The 16187-nt window shown below is 63.5% G+C and carries 15 protein-coding genes; 6 read left to right on the plus strand and 9 right to left on the minus strand.

What is annotated here, in order from left to right:
• Positions 1-13: 13 nt before the first annotated feature.
• The 3 genes from JYG36_RS11725 to JYG36_RS11735 are packed head-to-tail and all read right to left on the minus strand — an operon-like array spanning position 14 to position 3935.
• Positions 14-862, minus strand: a complete 849-nt coding sequence (locus JYG36_RS11725; RefSeq protein WP_213604037.1) for an aldo/keto reductase — start codon at positions 860-862, stop codon at positions 14-16.
• Positions 862-1686, minus strand: coding sequence for an HNH endonuclease family protein (locus JYG36_RS11730; protein WP_213604038.1), 825 nt, complete (start codon positions 1684-1686; stop codon positions 862-864). Before JYG36_RS11730 ends, JYG36_RS11725 begins: the two co-directional genes overlap by 1 nt.
• A gap of 29 nt (positions 1687-1715) precedes the next feature.
• Positions 1716-3935 (minus strand): AAA family ATPase, encoded by a 2220-nt coding sequence (locus JYG36_RS11735; protein ID WP_213604039.1) that lies wholly within the window; start codon positions 3933-3935, stop codon positions 1716-1718.
• Positions 3936-4065: 130 nt separating this feature from the next.
• Here JYG36_RS11735 and JYG36_RS11740 point away from each other — a divergent pair, with 130 nt between their 5' ends.
• Positions 4066-5169 carry a T6SS phospholipase effector Tle1-like catalytic domain-containing protein gene (locus JYG36_RS11740; RefSeq protein ID WP_093381578.1) on the plus strand — a complete coding sequence of 368 codons (1104 nt, stop codon included), beginning with the start codon at positions 4066-4068 and terminating at the stop codon, positions 5167-5169.
• A gap of 13 nt (positions 5170-5182) precedes the next feature.
• Here the strand turns inward: JYG36_RS11740 and JYG36_RS11745 are convergent, their stop codons facing one another.
• Positions 5183-6076: a LysR family transcriptional regulator gene (locus JYG36_RS11745; RefSeq protein WP_213604040.1), complete on the minus strand. Its 894-nt coding sequence runs from the start codon at positions 6074-6076 to the stop codon at positions 5183-5185.
• A gap of 137 nt (positions 6077-6213) precedes the next feature.
• On the opposite strand from JYG36_RS11745, the gene JYG36_RS11750 reads away from it, so the two are divergent.
• From JYG36_RS11750 to JYG36_RS11760, 3 genes are all read left to right on the plus strand, one after another.
• Positions 6214-6912, plus strand: coding sequence for a CoA transferase subunit A (locus JYG36_RS11750; protein ID WP_045194087.1), 699 nt, complete (start codon positions 6214-6216; stop codon positions 6910-6912).
• Positions 6913-6944: 32 nt separating this feature from the next.
• Positions 6945-7601, plus strand: coding sequence for a CoA transferase subunit B (locus JYG36_RS11755; protein ID WP_045194086.1), 657 nt, complete (start codon positions 6945-6947; stop codon positions 7599-7601).
• Between the two features lie 111 nt (positions 7602-7712).
• A complete protein-coding gene (locus JYG36_RS11760; RefSeq protein WP_195884437.1) occupies positions 7713-9143 on the plus strand; it encodes a short-chain fatty acid transporter in 1431 nt (476 codons plus the stop codon).
• On the opposite strand, the gene JYG36_RS11765 is transcribed toward JYG36_RS11760, so the two are convergent.
• Together JYG36_RS11765 and pdxR are read right to left on the minus strand one after the other, a co-directional pair.
• On the minus strand, positions 9144-9581 hold the full coding sequence (locus JYG36_RS11765) for a carboxymuconolactone decarboxylase family protein (protein WP_045194084.1): 438 nt from the start codon (positions 9579-9581) through the stop codon (positions 9144-9146).
• 102 nt (positions 9582-9683) lie between these two features.
• Positions 9684-11114 (minus strand): MocR-like pyridoxine biosynthesis transcription factor PdxR, encoded by a 1431-nt coding sequence (gene pdxR / locus JYG36_RS11770; protein WP_213604041.1) that lies wholly within the window; start codon positions 11112-11114, stop codon positions 9684-9686.
• 160 nt (positions 11115-11274) lie between these two features.
• Here pdxR and JYG36_RS11775 point away from each other — a divergent pair, with 160 nt between their 5' ends.
• Positions 11275-11517 carry a DUF2790 domain-containing protein gene (locus JYG36_RS11775; RefSeq protein WP_045194082.1) on the plus strand — a complete coding sequence of 81 codons (243 nt, stop codon included), beginning with the start codon at positions 11275-11277 and terminating at the stop codon, positions 11515-11517.
• On the opposite strand, the gene dkgB is transcribed toward JYG36_RS11775, so the two are convergent.
• Positions 11514-12317, minus strand: coding sequence for a 2,5-didehydrogluconate reductase DkgB (gene dkgB / locus JYG36_RS11780; RefSeq protein WP_195884435.1), 804 nt, complete (start codon positions 12315-12317; stop codon positions 11514-11516). The two genes, JYG36_RS11775 and dkgB, sit on opposite strands and share 4 nt — an antisense overlap.
• Before the next feature lie 159 nt (positions 12318-12476).
• Here dkgB and JYG36_RS11785 point away from each other — a divergent pair, with 159 nt between their 5' ends.
• Positions 12477-13097 (plus strand): TetR/AcrR family transcriptional regulator, encoded by a 621-nt coding sequence (locus JYG36_RS11785; protein WP_045194080.1) that lies wholly within the window; start codon positions 12477-12479, stop codon positions 13095-13097.
• 41 nt (positions 13098-13138) lie between these two features.
• Here the strand turns inward: JYG36_RS11785 and JYG36_RS11790 are convergent, their stop codons facing one another.
• Positions 13139-14425, minus strand: coding sequence for a ComEC/Rec2 family competence protein (locus JYG36_RS11790; protein WP_213604042.1), 1287 nt, complete (start codon positions 14423-14425; stop codon positions 13139-13141).
• A complete protein-coding gene (locus tag JYG36_RS11795) occupies positions 14422-16155 on the minus strand; it encodes a gluzincin family metallopeptidase (RefSeq protein ID WP_093381594.1) in 1734 nt (577 codons plus the stop codon). The genes JYG36_RS11790 and JYG36_RS11795 overlap by 4 nt, the downstream gene beginning before the upstream one ends.
• Positions 16156-16187 lie beyond the last annotated feature (32 nt).

The following is a 16187-nucleotide window of genomic DNA, read 5'->3' on the forward strand; positions in this document are numbered from 1 at the left end:
AGCATCGCGGCCCTCATACCATCGACAGATGCTGCTTGCGTGTCGGCGGCGCAAAGGCCCGGTCAATCGCGCGCAAATCTTCACTGCTGAGCACCAGGTTGGCTGCCGCCGCGTTAAGGCGCACATGCTCAAGGTCCACCGCCTTGGGAATGGCAATCACGCCGTCCTGGCGAATCACCCAGGCCAGGCTCACCTGCGCCGGCGTCGCACCATGGCGCTCGGCAATCTCGGCCAGGGTCGGGTGCTTGAGCAAGCGCCCGGCCTGGGCCAGCGGGCAGTAGGCCATGGTCGGCAGGTTACGCTTGTGGCTCCAGGGCAGCAGGTCGTATTCGATGCCGCGCTGGGAGGGGTTGTAAAGCACCTGGTTGACCGCGCAATCACCGCTCAGCCGATACAGCTCGCGCAGGTCGTCGACATCGAAGTTGGACACGCCCCAACGGCCGATCTTGCCCTCGACGCGCAAGCGCTCGAAGGCTTCGACGGTTTCCGCCAGCGGGTACTGGCCGCGCCAGTGCAGCAGGTACAGGTCGATGTGTTCGGTGCCCAGGCGCTTGAGGCTGCGTTCGCAGGCCGCGGGAATGCCTTTGAGGCTGGCGTTGTGCGGGTACACCTTGCTGACCAGGAACACCTGCTCGCGACGCCCGGCAATGGCCTTGCCAACGACCTTTTCCGCGCCGCCTTCGGCGTACATTTCGGCCGTATCGATGAGGTTCAGGCCCAGCTCGATACCGTGCTGCAAGGCGGCGACTTCGGCGTGCTGGCGGGCCGGGTCTTCGCCCATGTACCAGGTGCCCTGGCCAATCCTGGAAAGCTTGTGGGAGGTTGTTTGCAATCGTGCGAGGGGGGGCTTCGTGTCAGTCATCAGCAATCGAGTCCGTAGTTCTTGAAAATGGTGCGGGCAACGGCCAGAAAAGGCTCGTTTGGTGCCAGGTGGCTTCTGGCATCTTCGAGCAATTGCCGGGCGTGATCCCTGAGATTTTGCTTGAGCGCCGGATGGGTAGCCTGGCGCATCATTTCAATGGCTTTGAGCGCTCGTTCCAGCGCCGCCTTGACGCGCTTTTCCTTGAGCTGGCGCTGTTCGACGAGGTCGCGACGCAATAAACCGTACACTTCAATGGAGACTTGCCCCTTCGGGCTGGGCACCAGGTTGGCAGCTATCTGGATTGTCCTGGGGCGGACCAGGCCCTTGGCAAGAAACTCCAGGTGCTGCTCGGGGTCGTCCACGCAAGGATTGAGCAGCAACTCAATTTCATTTTTTTGCGCGGCGTGGTCGCGCCAGCGCAGCGTTTCATTGACCACAGGGAACAGATTGGCTTTGCCGGACATGCCGGTGCTGTCATCGGCAAAGGTCTTGCCGCGTTTGCGGTTGCAATCGATACACGACGGTAGCAGGTTGTCCCAGTCGGCAGCGAGCCAGTAATAGCCGGGTTTGCTCATTTTGCCATTGATCACCACAGCGCCTTTGGGGCGAAAGTGCTCGATGTCTTCCGGGCCACCGGCGGCGTAATTGAATTCGCAGTAGGCACATTTCTTGTGGAACAGCACGCGCAGGGCCTCGACGATTTCCGGGTCTTTGTACACGCTGAACTCAAAGGGCGGAGGCGGGGTTGCAGGCGTGGCATTGACGATATGCGCGATCGCGCGCCGGGTCTCGTCCTGGCCGGCAGACTGCGCCCCATCGAGCACGGCCGGAGCGGCGCTGCGTTGTACCTTGATCATGATTCAGGCCCTTTCCCGTCGTGCGCCACAGGCTGGGCCGGTTCAAGCTGGATTTCCTCCCACAGGCTCTTGAGTTCGATGAGCGCATCATGCTCATCCTCCGCCGGCAGCTCGCGGGCACTGGTCATGCGCTCGGCCAGGAACTTGTCGGCCGCTTCAAAAACCATGTGCTCCCGAGGCGTCAGGCCCATCTTGTTGTTGCCCCGCAACTGCTCGCTGATGGTCTGCAGGCGATCCTGCTGGCCAGGGCTGCGTTGCTCCATGGCCAGCAGGCGGTAGTACTCCTCGAACAGGCGATCGATCTCCACGTCCTCGGTCGAATGCAGGCCGAAGTATTCTGACGCCAGCAGTTGATCGACGCGCATGAAGCGTGGGGAGGGCAGTTCAGTGTTCTTGGTGGTCATGGCCGTGACCGGGCCATCGAGAATGCGGGTCAGTACGGCGATTTCACTGCTGTCCAGCCCCCTGAGGGTGAGGGGTTCATGGCTGGTGGCAATGAACTGTACCCGCGGAAACACTTCGCGCAGGCGCTGCACGATACGCATTCGCCAGCGCGGATGCAGATGGGCGTCGACTTCGTCGATCAGCACAATGCCTTCCGCCGAGGACATATCCTGCCAGCCCAGGCGCATGATGCTCATGATATCCATGGCCAATGCCAGCACGGCCTGGTAGCCACTGCTGACGGCTGTCAGGGTATCTTGCCCGGAGGGGCTCTTGACGATGATCTGATGATTGCGCCGAACCAGTTGGACGCCGTCGGCGCTGGGCAGCAACGAGGTCAGAGAGCGGGCGAAGCGATTGAATTCTGCCGAACTTGCGGTGTTCAGCCAGGGGACTCCGTTGTCGAGGAAGCGTGTCGGGTCGAACAGGTTTTCCACTTTGCTTCTGGCCGCAGCTGACGGGTCGGCTGGCTGCGGTTTACCCATTAAACGAGTCGCGCCATAAGCCAGTACCATGACTTTCGGCTCCGCTGGCTTGATGCTGATTTTGTTGCCGCGCCGGGTCAGGGTCATGACGATAGGTTCCGACATGCCAGACAGCTCGACGCTGACTTCGCCGCGGGCTGCGCCTTTTTGCAGCAGGTCGGTGGCCTGCACGCCCAACCGTTCAACGCCACTCTGGCCAATCAGCGCGCACGCCAGTGCCTGGAGCAAGGTGCTCTTGCCCGTGCCGTTCTCACCGAGCAGCATGTACCAGGAGCCGATCTTGCCATCGCTGAACGAGGGTTCGAGTTGAAGGTGGTCAACCGCGCGGATATGCCTGAATTCCATGCGCTCAATGTACTGAGACATCCGATACAGTTGTTCGGGCGGCTGCGATTGCTCGATCGAGAATGACTCAAGCGCCTTGGTTCGTTGTGTCAGGTCTCTGGACGCATCGCGCAGCGCCTTGCTGTTACTCGCGCTGCTCGAGGCACCCAGCGCGGTGTTGAAATTGAGGAAATCCGTCATGCGCTTGTGGCTACTGGGGAACTGCGCGACCACTTGTTCCGCCCAGGCCCGGACAAACTGGCGGCGCATGGCGCAGAACGGGCTCTGCGGCCTGACCATTTGCGCCAGGTATTCCAGGCTCTTTGTGTCGGGGCGCTTGTTTTTCATCAGCGCTTGCAGATGTTCGAGATTGCGCAGGTCATCCGACCGGGCCTTGATCAGGTTGCTGCGGTTCAGGCCCAGCACATCGATGGTGGCCTGGCCGCGTTCGGTTGCGCTGGTGATCTTGCCGTCGCTGAGAAACAGGAATACTCCATCAAGATCATCTTCAGCGGGATCGAGCAGCAGGTTTTTTTCCTGGCGCAGGGCTTCCCCGGTGGTCCCCATTTTGGCCCGTGGCCCTTGCACCGGAAAGCGCGGCCCCTTGAGTGCATTGCATTCGGCGCAGCTGGGCAGGTAGTTGCTCCATTCGAACGTCAACCACCAATAGTGGTCATCGGAGACGCCACCGCTGAAGTCGGTGCTGCCGTAGCGCGGTCTGAACAGTTCGATTTCCGGGCGGCTGACCAACTGCTCGCAATAGGCACACTTATTGACCTGGCGTTCACTCCAGAGCAGACGAATATCCGGGTGCAAGCGTGCGGCGATGCGTTGGAAGCCAAAACGCGCCTGGGCACGTTTCGCCGCAGGCTGGCGATAGAACGCCTCGGCTTCACTGCGTAGCCGGGTAAACGCCGCGGAGGAAAACACCTCTGGGATTGGCCCGCGTTCGATCCTGATCATCGGGTTAGACTCCAGTGAAGAGGGAGTTGCGACTGCGCGTGATGTGCTGACTATAGCTGTTGCAACGCAGCTGATGGCGATAAAGCATCATTGACCTATAGTCAAAGCGTCAGCACAGGAGGCTCTGCACATGGCGCGGCAACTGGTGATATGCCTGGACGGCACCAACAACCGTTTCAGTCAGCAACCGACGCATATACTGCGCCTTGTGCGGGCACTCAATCCTGACCCGCAGCAAGTCCTGTCTTACTATGATCAGGGCGTCGGTACCTTCGGCCTCAAGGAAACCCTGTTCGAATGGCAGAAACTGCCGGCGCGGATCTTTGGCCTGGCCTTCGGCTGGGGGCTCAAGCGCAATGTTGAAGGGGCGTATCGTTTTCTTGCCGAGCAGTATCAGCCGGGCGACCAGGTGTTTGTTTTCGGCTTCTCGCGCGGCGCTTACGCGGCCAGGGTGCTCGCCGCCCTGGTGCATGGGCTGGGGTTGGTGCCGGCCCATCAGACTCATCTTTTCGATTATGCCTGGTCCATGCTGCTGGCCCGAGACCAGGACAAGACCCCTGATTTTGCTCTACAGCGCCAGTTCAAGGAGACGTTTGGCCGCGACCTGGAGATCAGCTTTCTTGGCCTGTTCGACACGGTGAAATCCCTGGGCTGGATCTATGACCCGGTCAGTATTCCCTTTACCGCCAGCAACCCAAGTGTGGCGAAGGTGCGTCATGCCGTGTCGCTTGATGAGCGTCGTTGCTTCTTTCGCCAGCACTTGTGGCGGGCCAAGCCGACAGATCCGACCGATGTCAAAGAGGTGTTTTTTCGCGGCGTGCACTGTGATGTCGGTGGCGGTTATGCGGTTGCCGAGTCGCAGTTGGCCCTGGTGGCCCTGCGCTGGATGTTCGCCCAGGCCGGTGCCGCAGGTTTGGCCCTGGACGCCCAGGCCTGCCAGGCACAATTGAACCCGTTGGCCGGCGTAGCCCCGGACCCTCTGGCGCAATCCCATGACTCGATGAACCGTGCCTGGCGAATTGCCGAATGGGTCCCGCGGCTGGTGTGGAGCAAGGGCAGGCGCAAACTGGTCATTGGCGCCATGCCGCCGTTACGCCAGCCTTACCCGCGGGTATTGCCCAACGCATTGCTGGTGCATGAATCGGTTGATGCACGAATCAAGGCAGGCGGTTATGCGTCGGCAAGCATCGTCAACGGTGTGACGCAAGTGACCTATGTCGCCGATCTGCCTTGAGTGAGTCGGCAGTTCATAGCAGGTTGCCGGCGTTGCACTCCTGCAGCACCTCCAGCAGCGCCTGCGCCGCTGCCGAAAGCTTGTGGTCGGCCAGCAGGGTCACGCCAATACGCCGTTCTATACTCGGTTCTATCAGCGGCACGCAACGCGCACCCAGCTCCTGCATCTGGCCGATGCACAGCGCCGGCACGGCACTGACGCCCAGGCCGTTGGCAACCATGCGGCCGATGGTCGACAGCTGATGGCTTTCAAAGGCTACCGCCAGCTTGCCGTGTTCGGCGGCCAGGTGTTGCTCCAGCAGCAGGCGCACCGCCGAAGGGCGTTGCAGGGCAATGAAGTCTTCGCCCAGCAGTTCACGCCAGCTTACCTTTGGCTGTTGCGCCAGCGGCGAGTCGGCTGGCACCACGGCGACGAAGCGGTCCAGGTACAGCGGCGTGAAGCGCAGCGGCTCGCTGGCTTCGGGTTCGAAGCCGATGCCCAGTTCGACGCGGCGGTGGCGCACCAGTTCCAGCACTTGTTCGTTGATGACGTCGTGCACCGTGACGTTGACCCTCGGGTAGCGCTGGCGGAACACCTTCAGCGCCGCCGGTAGCAAGTTGCCGGCAAAGGCCGGCATGGCGGCGATCGACACCCGCCCAAGCTGCAGGGTAAAGCGCTGGCGCAGCAATTCTTCAGTGTTGTCCCAGTCGGCCAGCAATTGCCGGGCCAGCGGTAGCAGCACTTCGCCCTCCGGCGTCAGGCTGACGCTGCGGGTGGTGCGGCTGAGCAGGGCGCCGCCGAGGTTGTCCTCCAGGGCCTTGATGGTCAGGCTCAGGGCAGGCTGCGACAGGTGCAGGTGTTCGCCAGCCTGGGCAAAGCTCTGGTATTTGGCGACGGTGACGAAGGCGCGCAGCTGTTTGACGTTCATCGGGCTAGGCTATTCTTTTGAAAAGTTAATCAATCGATCATAAAAACAAAATTAACAAATAAGTGCTCAGGGGTGAAGATGGTTCAAACGCTCGCCGACACCCCTGTCGGATCAACAACTACAAAAGGCGGATCAGCATGGCCGGACTGGACAAGCGCGTAGCAACCTATGAACAGGCCCTTGAAGGCCTGACCGACAACATGACGGTACTGGCCGGTGGTTTCGGCCTGTGCGGCATCCCGGAAAACCTCATTGCCGAAATCAAGCGCCGTGGCGTCAAGGGCCTGACCGTGGTTTCCAACAACTGCGGCGTCGACGGCTTTGGCCTGGGCGTGCTGCTTGAAGAGCACCAGATCCGCAAGATGGTTGCCTCCTACGTGGGCGAAAACGCCGAGTTCGAGCGCCAGCTGCTCAGCGGCGAACTTGAAGTGGAACTCACCCCGCAAGGCACCCTGGCCGAGAAAATGCGCGCTGGCGGCGCCGGCATCCCGGCCTTCTTCACCGCCACCGGCTACGGCACCCCGGTCGCCGAAGGCAAAGAGGTGCGCGAATTCAACGGCCGCAAGTACATCCTTGAAGAGTCCATCACCGGCGACTTCGCCATCGTCAAGGGCTGGAAGGCCGACCACTACGGCAACGTTGTGTACCGCAACACCGCGCAGAACTTCAACCCGCTGGCCGCCACCGCCGGCAAGATCACCGTGGTCGAGGTCGAAGAGATCGTCGAGCCGGGCGTGCTGCTGCCGAGCGAAATCCATACCCCGGGCATCTATGTCGACCGGGTCATCGTCGGCACCTTCGAGAAGCGTATCGAAAAACGCACCGTCAAAGCCTGACCCGACCCCAGAACAATAAAGAGATCCTGACCATGGCACTTACCCGCGAACAAATGGCCCAACGTGTAGCCCGTGAACTCAAGGATGGCTACTACGTCAACCTCGGCATTGGCATCCCGACCCTGGTGGCCAACTACGTCCCGGCCGATATGGACGTAATGCTGCAATCGGAAAACGGCCTGCTGGGCATGGGTGAATTCCCCACCGAAGCGCAGCTGGACGCCGACATGATCAACGCCGGCAAGCAGACCGTCACCGCCCGCACCGGCGCCTCGATCTTCAACTCGGCCGAATCCTTCGCCATGATCCGCGGCGGTCACGTCGACCTCACCGTACTCGGCGCCTTTGAAGTGGACGTGCAAGGCAACATCGCCTCGTGGATGATCCCCGGCAAGCTGGTCAAGGGCATGGGCGGGGCGATGGACCTGGTGGCCGGTGCCGACAACATCATCGTCACCATGACCCACGCCTCGAAGGACGGCGAGTCCAAGCTGCTGCCGCGTTGCAGCCTGCCGCTGACCGGCGCCGGCTGCATCCGCAAGGTGCTCACCGACCTGGCATACCTTGAGATCGAGAACGGCGCCTTCATCCTGCGCGAGACTGCGCCGGGGGTGACGGTTGAAGAGATCATCGAAAAGACCGCGGGCAAGCTGATTGTGGCGGATGATGTTAAAGAAATGACCTTCTGAGTCGTACTTTCGGGCCCCATCGCGGGTCAAGCCCGCTCCCACTGTTGGAGCGGGCTTGACCCGCGATGGGGCCTTGTGCTGTTCCAATAAAACCAATAAAAGGAAAATCCCGTGGCCGCTGATATCCAAGACAGCCGCTCCGCCCGTTTTGCCCTGCGTTGCTCGAACTGGGCCGAACGCTGGTTCCCCGACTCCTGGGTGTTCGCCGCCCTGGCCGTGGTGCTGGTGTCGGTCGCTGCCCTCGCCATGGGCGGCAAGCCCACCGATACCGCCAAGGCCTTCGGTGACGGTTTCTGGAGCCTGATCCCGTTCACCATGCAGATGGCTTTCGTGGTCATCGGCGGTTACGTGGTGGCCAGCTCGCCACCTGCGGTCAAGCTGATCGACCGCCTGGCGCGCCTCCCCAACAACGGTCGTTCGGCGGTGTGCTGGGTGGCGTTGATCTCGATGGTCGCCTCGTTGCTCAACTGGGGCCTGTCGCTGGTGTTCGGCGGTTTGCTGGTGCGCGCCCTGGCCCGGCGCACCGACCTTAAAATGGACTACCGCGCCGCCGGTGCCGCCGCCTACCTGGGCCTGGGTGCGGTGTGGGCCCTGGGCCTGTCGTCTTCGGCCGCGCAACTGCAGGCCAACCCGGCCAGCCTGCCGCCGTCGATCCTGGCGATCACCGGGGTGATCCCGTTCACCGAGACCATCTTCCTCTGGCAGTCGGGGGTGATGCTCGCCGCGCTGGTGGTGGTTTCGCTGGTCGTGGCCTATGCCACTGCGCCGGGCCCCAACAGCGCCCGCAGCGCCGAAGCCTGCGGCGTCGACCCAAGCTTCTCGGCACCGCCAACACCGCAGCGCACCCGCCCGGGCGAGTGGCTGGAGTACAGCCCGATCCTGATCCTGCTGCTGGTGGCGCTGGCCGCTGGCTGGCTGTACAACGAGTTTTCGACCAAACCTGCGATCACCGCGATTTCCGGGCTGAACACCTACAACCTGCTGTTCATCATGGCCGGTGCCTTGCTGCACTGGCGCCCGCGCAGCTTCCTCGATGCCGTGGCCCGTGCGGTACCGACCACCACCGGGGTGCTGATCCAGTTCCCGCTGTACGGCTCGATCGCGGCGATCCTGACCCAGGTCCAGGGCGCCGATGCGCAGAGCCTGGCGCACCACATCTCGACCTTCTTCGTACAGATCGCCACCCACGACACCTATGCCTTGCTGATGGGCGTGTACTCGGCGGTGCTGGGCTTCTTCATCCCTTCGGGCGGCGGCAAGTGGATCATCGAAGCGCCGTACGTGATGCTGGTGGCCAACGATCTGCAGTACCACCTGGGCTGGGCGGTGCAGATCTACAACGCCGCCGAGGCGCTGCCGAACCTGATCAACCCGTTCTACATGCTGCCACTGCTGGGTGTGCTGGGCCTGAAGGCGCGCGACCTGATCGGCTTCTCGTTCGTGCAGTTGCTGGTGCACGTGCCGCTGGTGCTGTTCCTGCTGTGGATCCTTGGCACCACCTTGCAGTACACGCCGCCGGTGATGCCGACCCCGGCGGGTTGATCAGCCAGGAATCATCGCAAAGCCGACGCCGAAGCGGTTCCAGGCGTTGATGGTGGCAATGGCCAGGGTCAGGTTGACCACTTCGGCTTCGCTGAAGTGTTCGAGCAGCGCGCGGTACTGGTGCTCCGGGGCGCGCTGGTCGGGCAGGCGGGTCAGGCTTTCGACCCAGGCCAGCGCCGCCCGCTCGCGCGGGCTGAAGAATTCGGTTTCGTCCCAGACGCTCAGGGTCTGCAGGCGCGCTTCGCTTTCGCCGCTTTTGCGTGCATCGTTGGCGTGCAGGTTGACGCAGTAGGCGCAGCCATTGATTTGCGAAGCACGCAGGCGCACCAGCTCCAGCAGCGAATTCTCAAGCCCCGATTTACCCAGGGCCATTTCCAGGCCGACCATGGCTTTGTAGGCTTCAGGCGAGTGTTTGGCCCATTCGATACGATTGCTCATTGCTGCTCTCCGCTAAGGTCCGCCACAGGCGGCGATGGCGCTACCTTAGCGCCAGGTACGGCGTACTCGAATAGCCAATTTTGCCCTTTGTCAGGAGGCCAATCAGTCAAGGGCCTGGAGCACGTCGCGCAGGCGGTCCAGGGCCGGGTCGATGTCCAGCCGTTCGATGGCGCCAAAGCCCAGCAGCAGGCCCTGGCGCACCGGCACGCGGGCATGGAAGGGCGCCAGTGAATACAGGCCGACCTCGACCTTGCGCGCCATGCTGATCAGAAACTCCACGTCCAGCTCGCCCCGGGCCAAGGCGCTCAGGTGATAACCGGCAGTGGCCGGCACTACCTCGAACCAGGGCGCCAGGTCACCCTGCAGGCGGGCCAGGATGCATTCGCGGCGCGCGGCATAGACCTCGTGCACGCGGCGGATGTGCTTTTGCAGCGAACCTTCGCTGATGAACTGCGCCAGTGCCCACTGGTTGAGGGTCGGGGTGTGCCAGTCGGTCAGTTGCTTGGCGATGCAGATCGCCTCGCGCAGCGCTTCGGGGACGATGCAGTAACCCAGGCGCAGCTCCGGCAGAAGTGTTTTGGAGAAGGTCCCGACATAGGCCACCAGGCCGTGGCGGTCGAGGCTTTGCAACGAGTCGGTGGGCCGCCCTTCATAGCGGAACTCGCTGTCGTAGTCGTCCTCGATGAGGATCGCTCCCAGCGCGGCGGCACGTTCGAGCAAGGCCTGGCGGCGCGCCGGGCTCATCGGCATGCCCAGCGGGAACTGGTGCGAGGGGGTGACGTAGATCAGCCGCGTACCCTCGGCGATCTGCTCGACGCACATGCCCTCGGCGTCGACCGGCACGCATTGCAGCTCGGCGCCCTGGGCCAGGAACAACTGGCGCGCCGGGGTGTAGCCGGGGTCTTCCATGGCCACCTGGCAACCGGGTTCGACCAGCACCCGGGTGATCAGGTCCAGGGCTTGCTGGGCGCCGTTGCAGACCACCACGTCCTGGCTGCTGCAACGCACGCCGCGGGCGAAGGCGATATGCCGGGCGATCGCCTCGCGCAACTCCGGCAGGCCCTGGTGGGCGCTGTAGCGGGCGCTGCTGTGGCGGATCTGGCGCAGGGCGTATTGGCTGCAGCGGCGCCAGTCATCGAAGGGGAACTGCACCTTGCTCGAGGCGCCGCCGATAAAGTCGTAGCGCAACATCGGCAGTTTGAGGTCAGCCAGCGGGTTGGCCCGGGCCTGCCATTTGGCCAGGGTGGCGGCGCTGGCGAGGGGGATGCTGGTACTGGGGGGTGGGTTGCGGGTGGCGGCAGGGGTGATAAAGCTGCCTTTGCCGACCTGGCCGCTGAGCAGGTTGTCGTAGGTCAGGCGCGAATAGGCTTCGGCCACGGTCTTGCGCGACACCCCCAGTTGCTCGGCCAGCAGGCGGCTGGGGGGCAGTTGCGTGCCGGCCGCCAGGCGGCCGCTGTCAATGCCGTCGCGCAACTGCTGGTAAAGCTGCTCGGCCAGGCCCTTGCGGCCTTGCAGGCTGATGTGGAGTTCCATAGTGAGGGGCGTATCCGCAGGCGTTTGTCTGGCGTTCAGGTTACCTGATTCGCTGCCGTTGATCCCCTGGTGCAACGCCTATGCCCGCAGCGCGCCACACTCAACGGGTCGAGGTTCGCCGGCACTGCGGCGAACCGCTTGCGTGCACAGGAGAATCACCATGAGCCTGCGTTATCTGCCGGGTTTGAGCCTGTTGCTGGCGGCGACGGCCCAGGCCGCCACACCGGTGCCGGTCTATCACTATGGCATGCCCGTGGATGTCGCCCGGGTGCTGCAGCTGAGCGAACCGGCCAGCGACACCTGCGAGGTGGTGCTGGCCAGCATGGTCTATGTCGACTCCGCGGGCCGGCAACACAGCCTGCAGTACCTGAAACTGGCCCGGGTCTGCACCGACCGCGGTTAGTCCCAGGCTGGCGCCAGGCTCTCGGGGCTGGTCAGGCGCAGGCCGCTGTCGAGGGCGGCGATCCTGCCCATGTCGTCAGCGCTGAGCTTGAGTTCGCGGGCCTTGAGGTTGCCGGCCAGGTTCTCGCGCCGGGTCGAGGACGGGATCACCGCATAACCCAGCTGCAGGGCCCAGGCCAGGGTCACCTGCGCCGGGGTGGCGCCGTGCTGCGCGGCGATCTGCTCGATCACCGGGTCGTGCAGGACCTTGCCGTAGCCCAGGGTCATGTACGAGGTCACGGCAATCCCCTGGCGGTGCATGAAGTCCACCAGCGTGCGGTTCTGCAGGTACGGGTGCAGCTCGATCTGGTTGGTGGCGATGGCGTCCTTGCCGACCACCTCAATGGCCTGGCGCAGCAGGTCGATGGTGAAGTTGGATACGCCGATCTGACGGGTCAGGCCCTGCTTTTGCGCTTCGGCCAGGGCGCCCATGAACTCGCTGACCGGCACTGCGCCCTGGGGCGATGGCCAGTGGATCAGGGTCAGGTCGAGGTAGTCGCTGCGCAGCTTGTGCAGGCTGTCCTTGAGGCTGGGGATCAGCTTGTCGGCGGCCAGGTTCTCGGTCCAGATCTTGCTGGTGATGAACAGCTCGTCACGGTCGATGCCGCTGGCGGCCACGGCCTGGCCGACCTCGGCTTCGTTGCCGTAGATCTGCGCGGTGTCGATGGCGCGGTAACCGAGTTCGAGGGCGGTGGCCACCGAATCGATCACTACCTGGTCCTTGAGGCGGAAGGTGCCAAGGCCAAGGGCGGGAATAGTCATGAGCGGGTTCCTCCGGTGCGAGCGTTGATAAACAAGACGTGCAGTATTGCGACTGTGCCCGCGCAGAAAAATGCCCGTTGCCGCACAAGCTTTTTGCTTGCAGCGCACGAATGCTCCGGCAGTGGTAGCCTTGCAGGGTCAGTCGCAACGGATTCGGCCATGGCCCAGCACAAGCTCAGCATTCGTCAACGCAACGTTGACAACATCCTTCTGGCAGCGGAAAAGGTCTTTGCCGAAAAAGGCTTCGCCGGCACCGCCATGGCCGACATCGCCGAGGCCGCGCAGCTTCCACGCAGCAACGTGCACTATTACTTCAGCACCAAGGCCGAGCTGTACCAGGCGGTGCTGTTCGGCCTGCTCGATGTGTGGAAGCAGGATGCCCTGTGTTTTGAACTGTATGACGATCCGCGCATCGTGCTGAGCAGCTACATCCGCGCCAAGATGAACCATTCGCGCACCCGGCCCCATGGCTCCAAAGTCTGGGCCAACGAGATCATCCATGGTGCGCCGAACCTCGGCGCGGCGCTGGACGACCCGCTGTACGACTGGGCGAAAATGAAAGAAGCGAAGATCCGCCAGTGGATCGAGGACGGGCGGATCCTGGCGGTGGAGCCCTCGGGCCTGCTGTACATGATCTGGGCCTCGACCCAGCACTACGCCGACTTCAGCCACCAGGTCGGGCTGCTCAACGATCACCAACCGCTGTCGGAGCTGCAGTTCGAACGGGCGGTACAGACGGTGACCAGTGTGATCCTCAGGGGGATCGGGCTTGAGCCCTGATCAAAAGCATCGCTGGCAAGCCAGCGATAGGGCCCTGATCGTCAAAAGCTGAACTCGATCTCCTCGTACAAGCTTCCCGGCTCCAGGCCATCGGTGCTGTGCAACTCGCTCTCCTTGCCCAGCGCTTCCAGCAACGGCCGCCTTGGCACTTCGGTGCCGGCCTCGGGGTTGCCGTGCTTGCCGGGCATGGTCGACAGAACGCTGGTCAAGCGTTGTGGCGTGCCGGCCTTGCCGCGCTTGTTGAAGCCGCCCCAGAGGCTTTTTGGCGTGGCATTGAGGCTGCCGTGGTGGCCGACCTTGTACAGGTCGACGTCTGCCAGCAATGCGCGAATGTCCGCCTGGCTCAGTGCGTAACTCCAGTTCTCGATCTGCGCATCGCCCGGGAACAGCAGCTTCTTGCCCGCCACTTCAAACAGCAGGATCAGGCTGGTGTTGTTCATTTGCTTGTCCAGCGCGGTGACGATCTGCAGCAACTGCTCGCCACGGGCTTCGCGCACCCGCCGGGCGATCCAGCGGGTGCTCATCGGCAGCTTGCTGCCACGGGTCGCCGGGTAGTCGGCAAAGGGCCCGGGGTCGTCGTCCGGCGCAGTGACCTGGGCATCGACCAGTTGCCGGTGCAGGTGCCAGAACTCGGCCGGATCACGGCTGCGCTGCTTGCGGATCGAGGTGCTCTGCTCGACCGTGGGCGGGCCGAGAACATGGGTACGCACACCGGGCAACAGTTCGGCCAGGGCATCTTCGCTGCCAAAAAAGGCATAGGCGTTGCGCTTGCCCATGCTCGCCAGGTTGTTCACCGCGCTGGCGTTGGAGATGTTGTCTTCGCCGATAAACCCCAGGCGCCTGGCCAGCTCTGCGGACAACCCATGCTTGCCCTGGTCGAGCAGCTTGACCACGGCGCTGGCCAGGGCATTCATACTCTTGAGGGTCTGGGCCATGCTGCGCGCGCCGCGCAGGCCCGGTTGCTCGGGGGCAATGGCGTCTTCGGCCAGCTCCAGCTGTTCGGTCCAGGGTTGCAGCACCAGCTCCGGCGCCAGGCTGCGAATCACATCGCCACTGGCGGTGCCGGCGCGATTGCTGGCAAAGCCGCTGATGTGGTCGGCGTGCCGGTGGGTGGCGACCACCGCATCGAGCTTGCCCGCGCACTTGGCCTTGATGTCTTCGGCGATTGCCAGCAGGCGCTGGCCCTGGGCAACGCCCTTGGGCATGCCCATGGAGCCGAAGTCGATCAGCACATGGCGGCGTACGTCACCGGGGTAGTTGAAACGCAGCAAAAAGCAGTCGCCAAAACCGACCTGGTAGGCATAGAGGGTCAGGCTGGTCGGGTTCATGCTTGCTCCTCGCGCAATGGGCCGACCTGCCAGGCGCGCTGGCGGTGCAGTTGCGCCAACGGGTTGCGCAGGTCCAGCTCGCTGGTATCGAGACCTGCCAGGTAGCTCAAGCGCCGCAATTGCCACTGGCCGTCGTTGAGCGGGCGCTGGACGTGATACTTGATGCGCCCGTACTGGTCGAAAATCAGCGTGCCGGCGCCGTAGACGGTGAGCGCGTCGGTGGTCTTGATCCAGGCCGGGCGCGGGCTGATGTTGCACACGCTCTTGAGCTCGGCGCCAAAGATGTTGGCCTTCATGATGTATTCGCACACGCTCTCGCGCAGCAGCAGGCCGTCGGTGCCCAGGCGGATGCTCGGGCGCACCGACACCACTTCGGTGTAGGCGCGCTCGTCGATGCCCAGCACCGCACGGTTCTCCCAGAGAAAACGGAACACCTCTTCGTCGTCGCGCAGCATCGAGTCGAAGTGGCTGTTGCGGTATTGCACCTGGCCGTTGTCGGCAAAGCCGTGCCAGCAGCCGTCGCTGTCGGTGCGCGCTGGCGGCGGATTGATGCCGAAGGCTTCGAAGGTGGTGCGGATGATCAACCGGTAGTCGTAGCGCGAATCGTCCGGGGCCACCTGGGCATCGACGGTGAGCAGGGCGGCCAGGTAGTCGCCGAACTCCAGGTCCAGCGGCGGGCAGTAGTCCAGGGCGCGGATGGCGATGGTCAGCAACTGGTCGGCGGCCTTGGCGCCTTCTTCAACCACTTCGCGCAGGTTGTACAGGTTGTCGCCAAAATTGCCCAGCTCGCCCAGGCGCGCCACCCACAGGGCGAGCATGCTGCGAAGCATGGCGGCGGCGAAAACTTCGCCACGGTTGTGGGCTTCGGCGAACTGCTCGTCGCTCAGGTAATCCGCCGACGGCGGCAGCATCACCGAGCGGCGCAGGGCATTGGCGCGCAGGCCTTCGAGTTGCTGGCCGAACTCTTCGCCGATACCGAACAGCAGCGACTCGGCAAGGTTCTGCGGGCTCAGCTGGTCGCCGTTGAGCAGCCGGCGATCGCCCTGTACGGTGAGCTCGATACGCCCGCCATTGGTCAGGGCGTACTCGATGATTTCGCGCAGGGAAAACACCGACAGCAGCGCCACCACGTCGGCAAAGCCTTCGTGGAAGGCTGCCTGATCGGGCCCCGAGGCATTCATGAAGCCGCCGCGCAGGCCGTCGAGAATCGCGTGGGTGGCCTCGTGGGCGACGATGTCGTGGGACAGGCAGGTGAACACGTGCTGGCCGTCGAGGCCCTTGAAATAACCGAACATCAAGGCGCGGTCGGCCCGCGAGTAAAAGGCATTGGCCTCGACGAAAGCATGCGGCACCACATGCAACTGGTGGCCCTCGAAGCCCCAGCCGACCCGGCGCCCCAGGGCCATCTCGAAGCGCGCCAGGGTGCGCATGACCACCGCGTAGACGTGCTGACAGTGGAACGCCGGGTTGCCCAGCAGCGCCTCGCCGGGCTGATCGAAGGGGTCGATCATCGCGCCGCTGGTGGCGTCCTGCTGGTAGGAGTGGGCGTGGTACAGCTGGTTGCGCGAGGCGTCGAAGTCGACCACCTTCAGGCGGTAGCCGGTGGGGCCCAGGCCGAGGGTTTCCAGCGGCACGCTGACCCGGGCGAACAGCAATTGGCCGCGGGCATCACGCACCGCCGGGTCCTGGGCGAGGATGGTGAAGGTCTGGCTATTGGCTTTGACGACCATGGGCAGCACTCCTGTGCACCAGGCTTACATCA

This window comes from Pseudomonas sp. SORT22 (genome assembly GCF_018417635.1).
Classification (GTDB): domain Bacteria; phylum Pseudomonadota; class Gammaproteobacteria; order Pseudomonadales; family Pseudomonadaceae; genus Aquipseudomonas.

Excerpts from the sequence above, each read along its gene's own strand:
- JYG36_RS11725 (WP_213604037.1), bottom strand. The coding sequence starts at position 862 with ATGACTGACACGAAGCCCCCCCTCGCACGATTGCAAACAACCTCCCAC.
- JYG36_RS11750 (WP_045194087.1), top strand. The coding sequence starts at position 6,214 with ATGGCCGGACTGGACAAGCGCGTAGCAACCTATGAACAGGCCCTTGAA.
- JYG36_RS11740 (WP_093381578.1), top strand. The coding sequence starts at position 4,066 with ATGGCGCGGCAACTGGTGATATGCCTGGACGGCACCAACAACCGTTTC.
- dkgB (WP_195884435.1), bottom strand. The coding sequence starts at position 12,317 with ATGACTATTCCCGCCCTTGGCCTTGGCACCTTCCGCCTCAAGGACCAG.
- JYG36_RS11735 (WP_213604039.1), bottom strand. The coding sequence starts at position 3,935 with ATGATCAGGATCGAACGCGGGCCAATCCCAGAGGTGTTTTCCTCCGCG.
- pdxR (WP_213604041.1), bottom strand. The coding sequence starts at position 11,114 with ATGGAACTCCACATCAGCCTGCAAGGCCGCAAGGGCCTGGCCGAGCAG.
- JYG36_RS11745 (WP_213604040.1), bottom strand. The coding sequence starts at position 6,076 with ATGAACGTCAAACAGCTGCGCGCCTTCGTCACCGTCGCCAAATACCAG.
- JYG36_RS11765 (WP_045194084.1), bottom strand. The coding sequence starts at position 9,581 with ATGAGCAATCGTATCGAATGGGCCAAACACTCGCCTGAAGCCTACAAA.
- JYG36_RS11775 (WP_045194082.1), top strand. The coding sequence starts at position 11,275 with ATGAGCCTGCGTTATCTGCCGGGTTTGAGCCTGTTGCTGGCGGCGACG.
- JYG36_RS11785 (WP_045194080.1), top strand. The coding sequence starts at position 12,477 with ATGGCCCAGCACAAGCTCAGCATTCGTCAACGCAACGTTGACAACATC.
- JYG36_RS11790 (WP_213604042.1), bottom strand. The coding sequence starts at position 14,425 with ATGAACCCGACCAGCCTGACCCTCTATGCCTACCAGGTCGGTTTTGGC.
- JYG36_RS11755 (WP_045194086.1), top strand. The coding sequence starts at position 6,945 with ATGGCACTTACCCGCGAACAAATGGCCCAACGTGTAGCCCGTGAACTC.
- JYG36_RS11795 (WP_093381594.1), bottom strand. The coding sequence starts at position 16,155 with ATGGTCGTCAAAGCCAATAGCCAGACCTTCACCATCCTCGCCCAGGAC.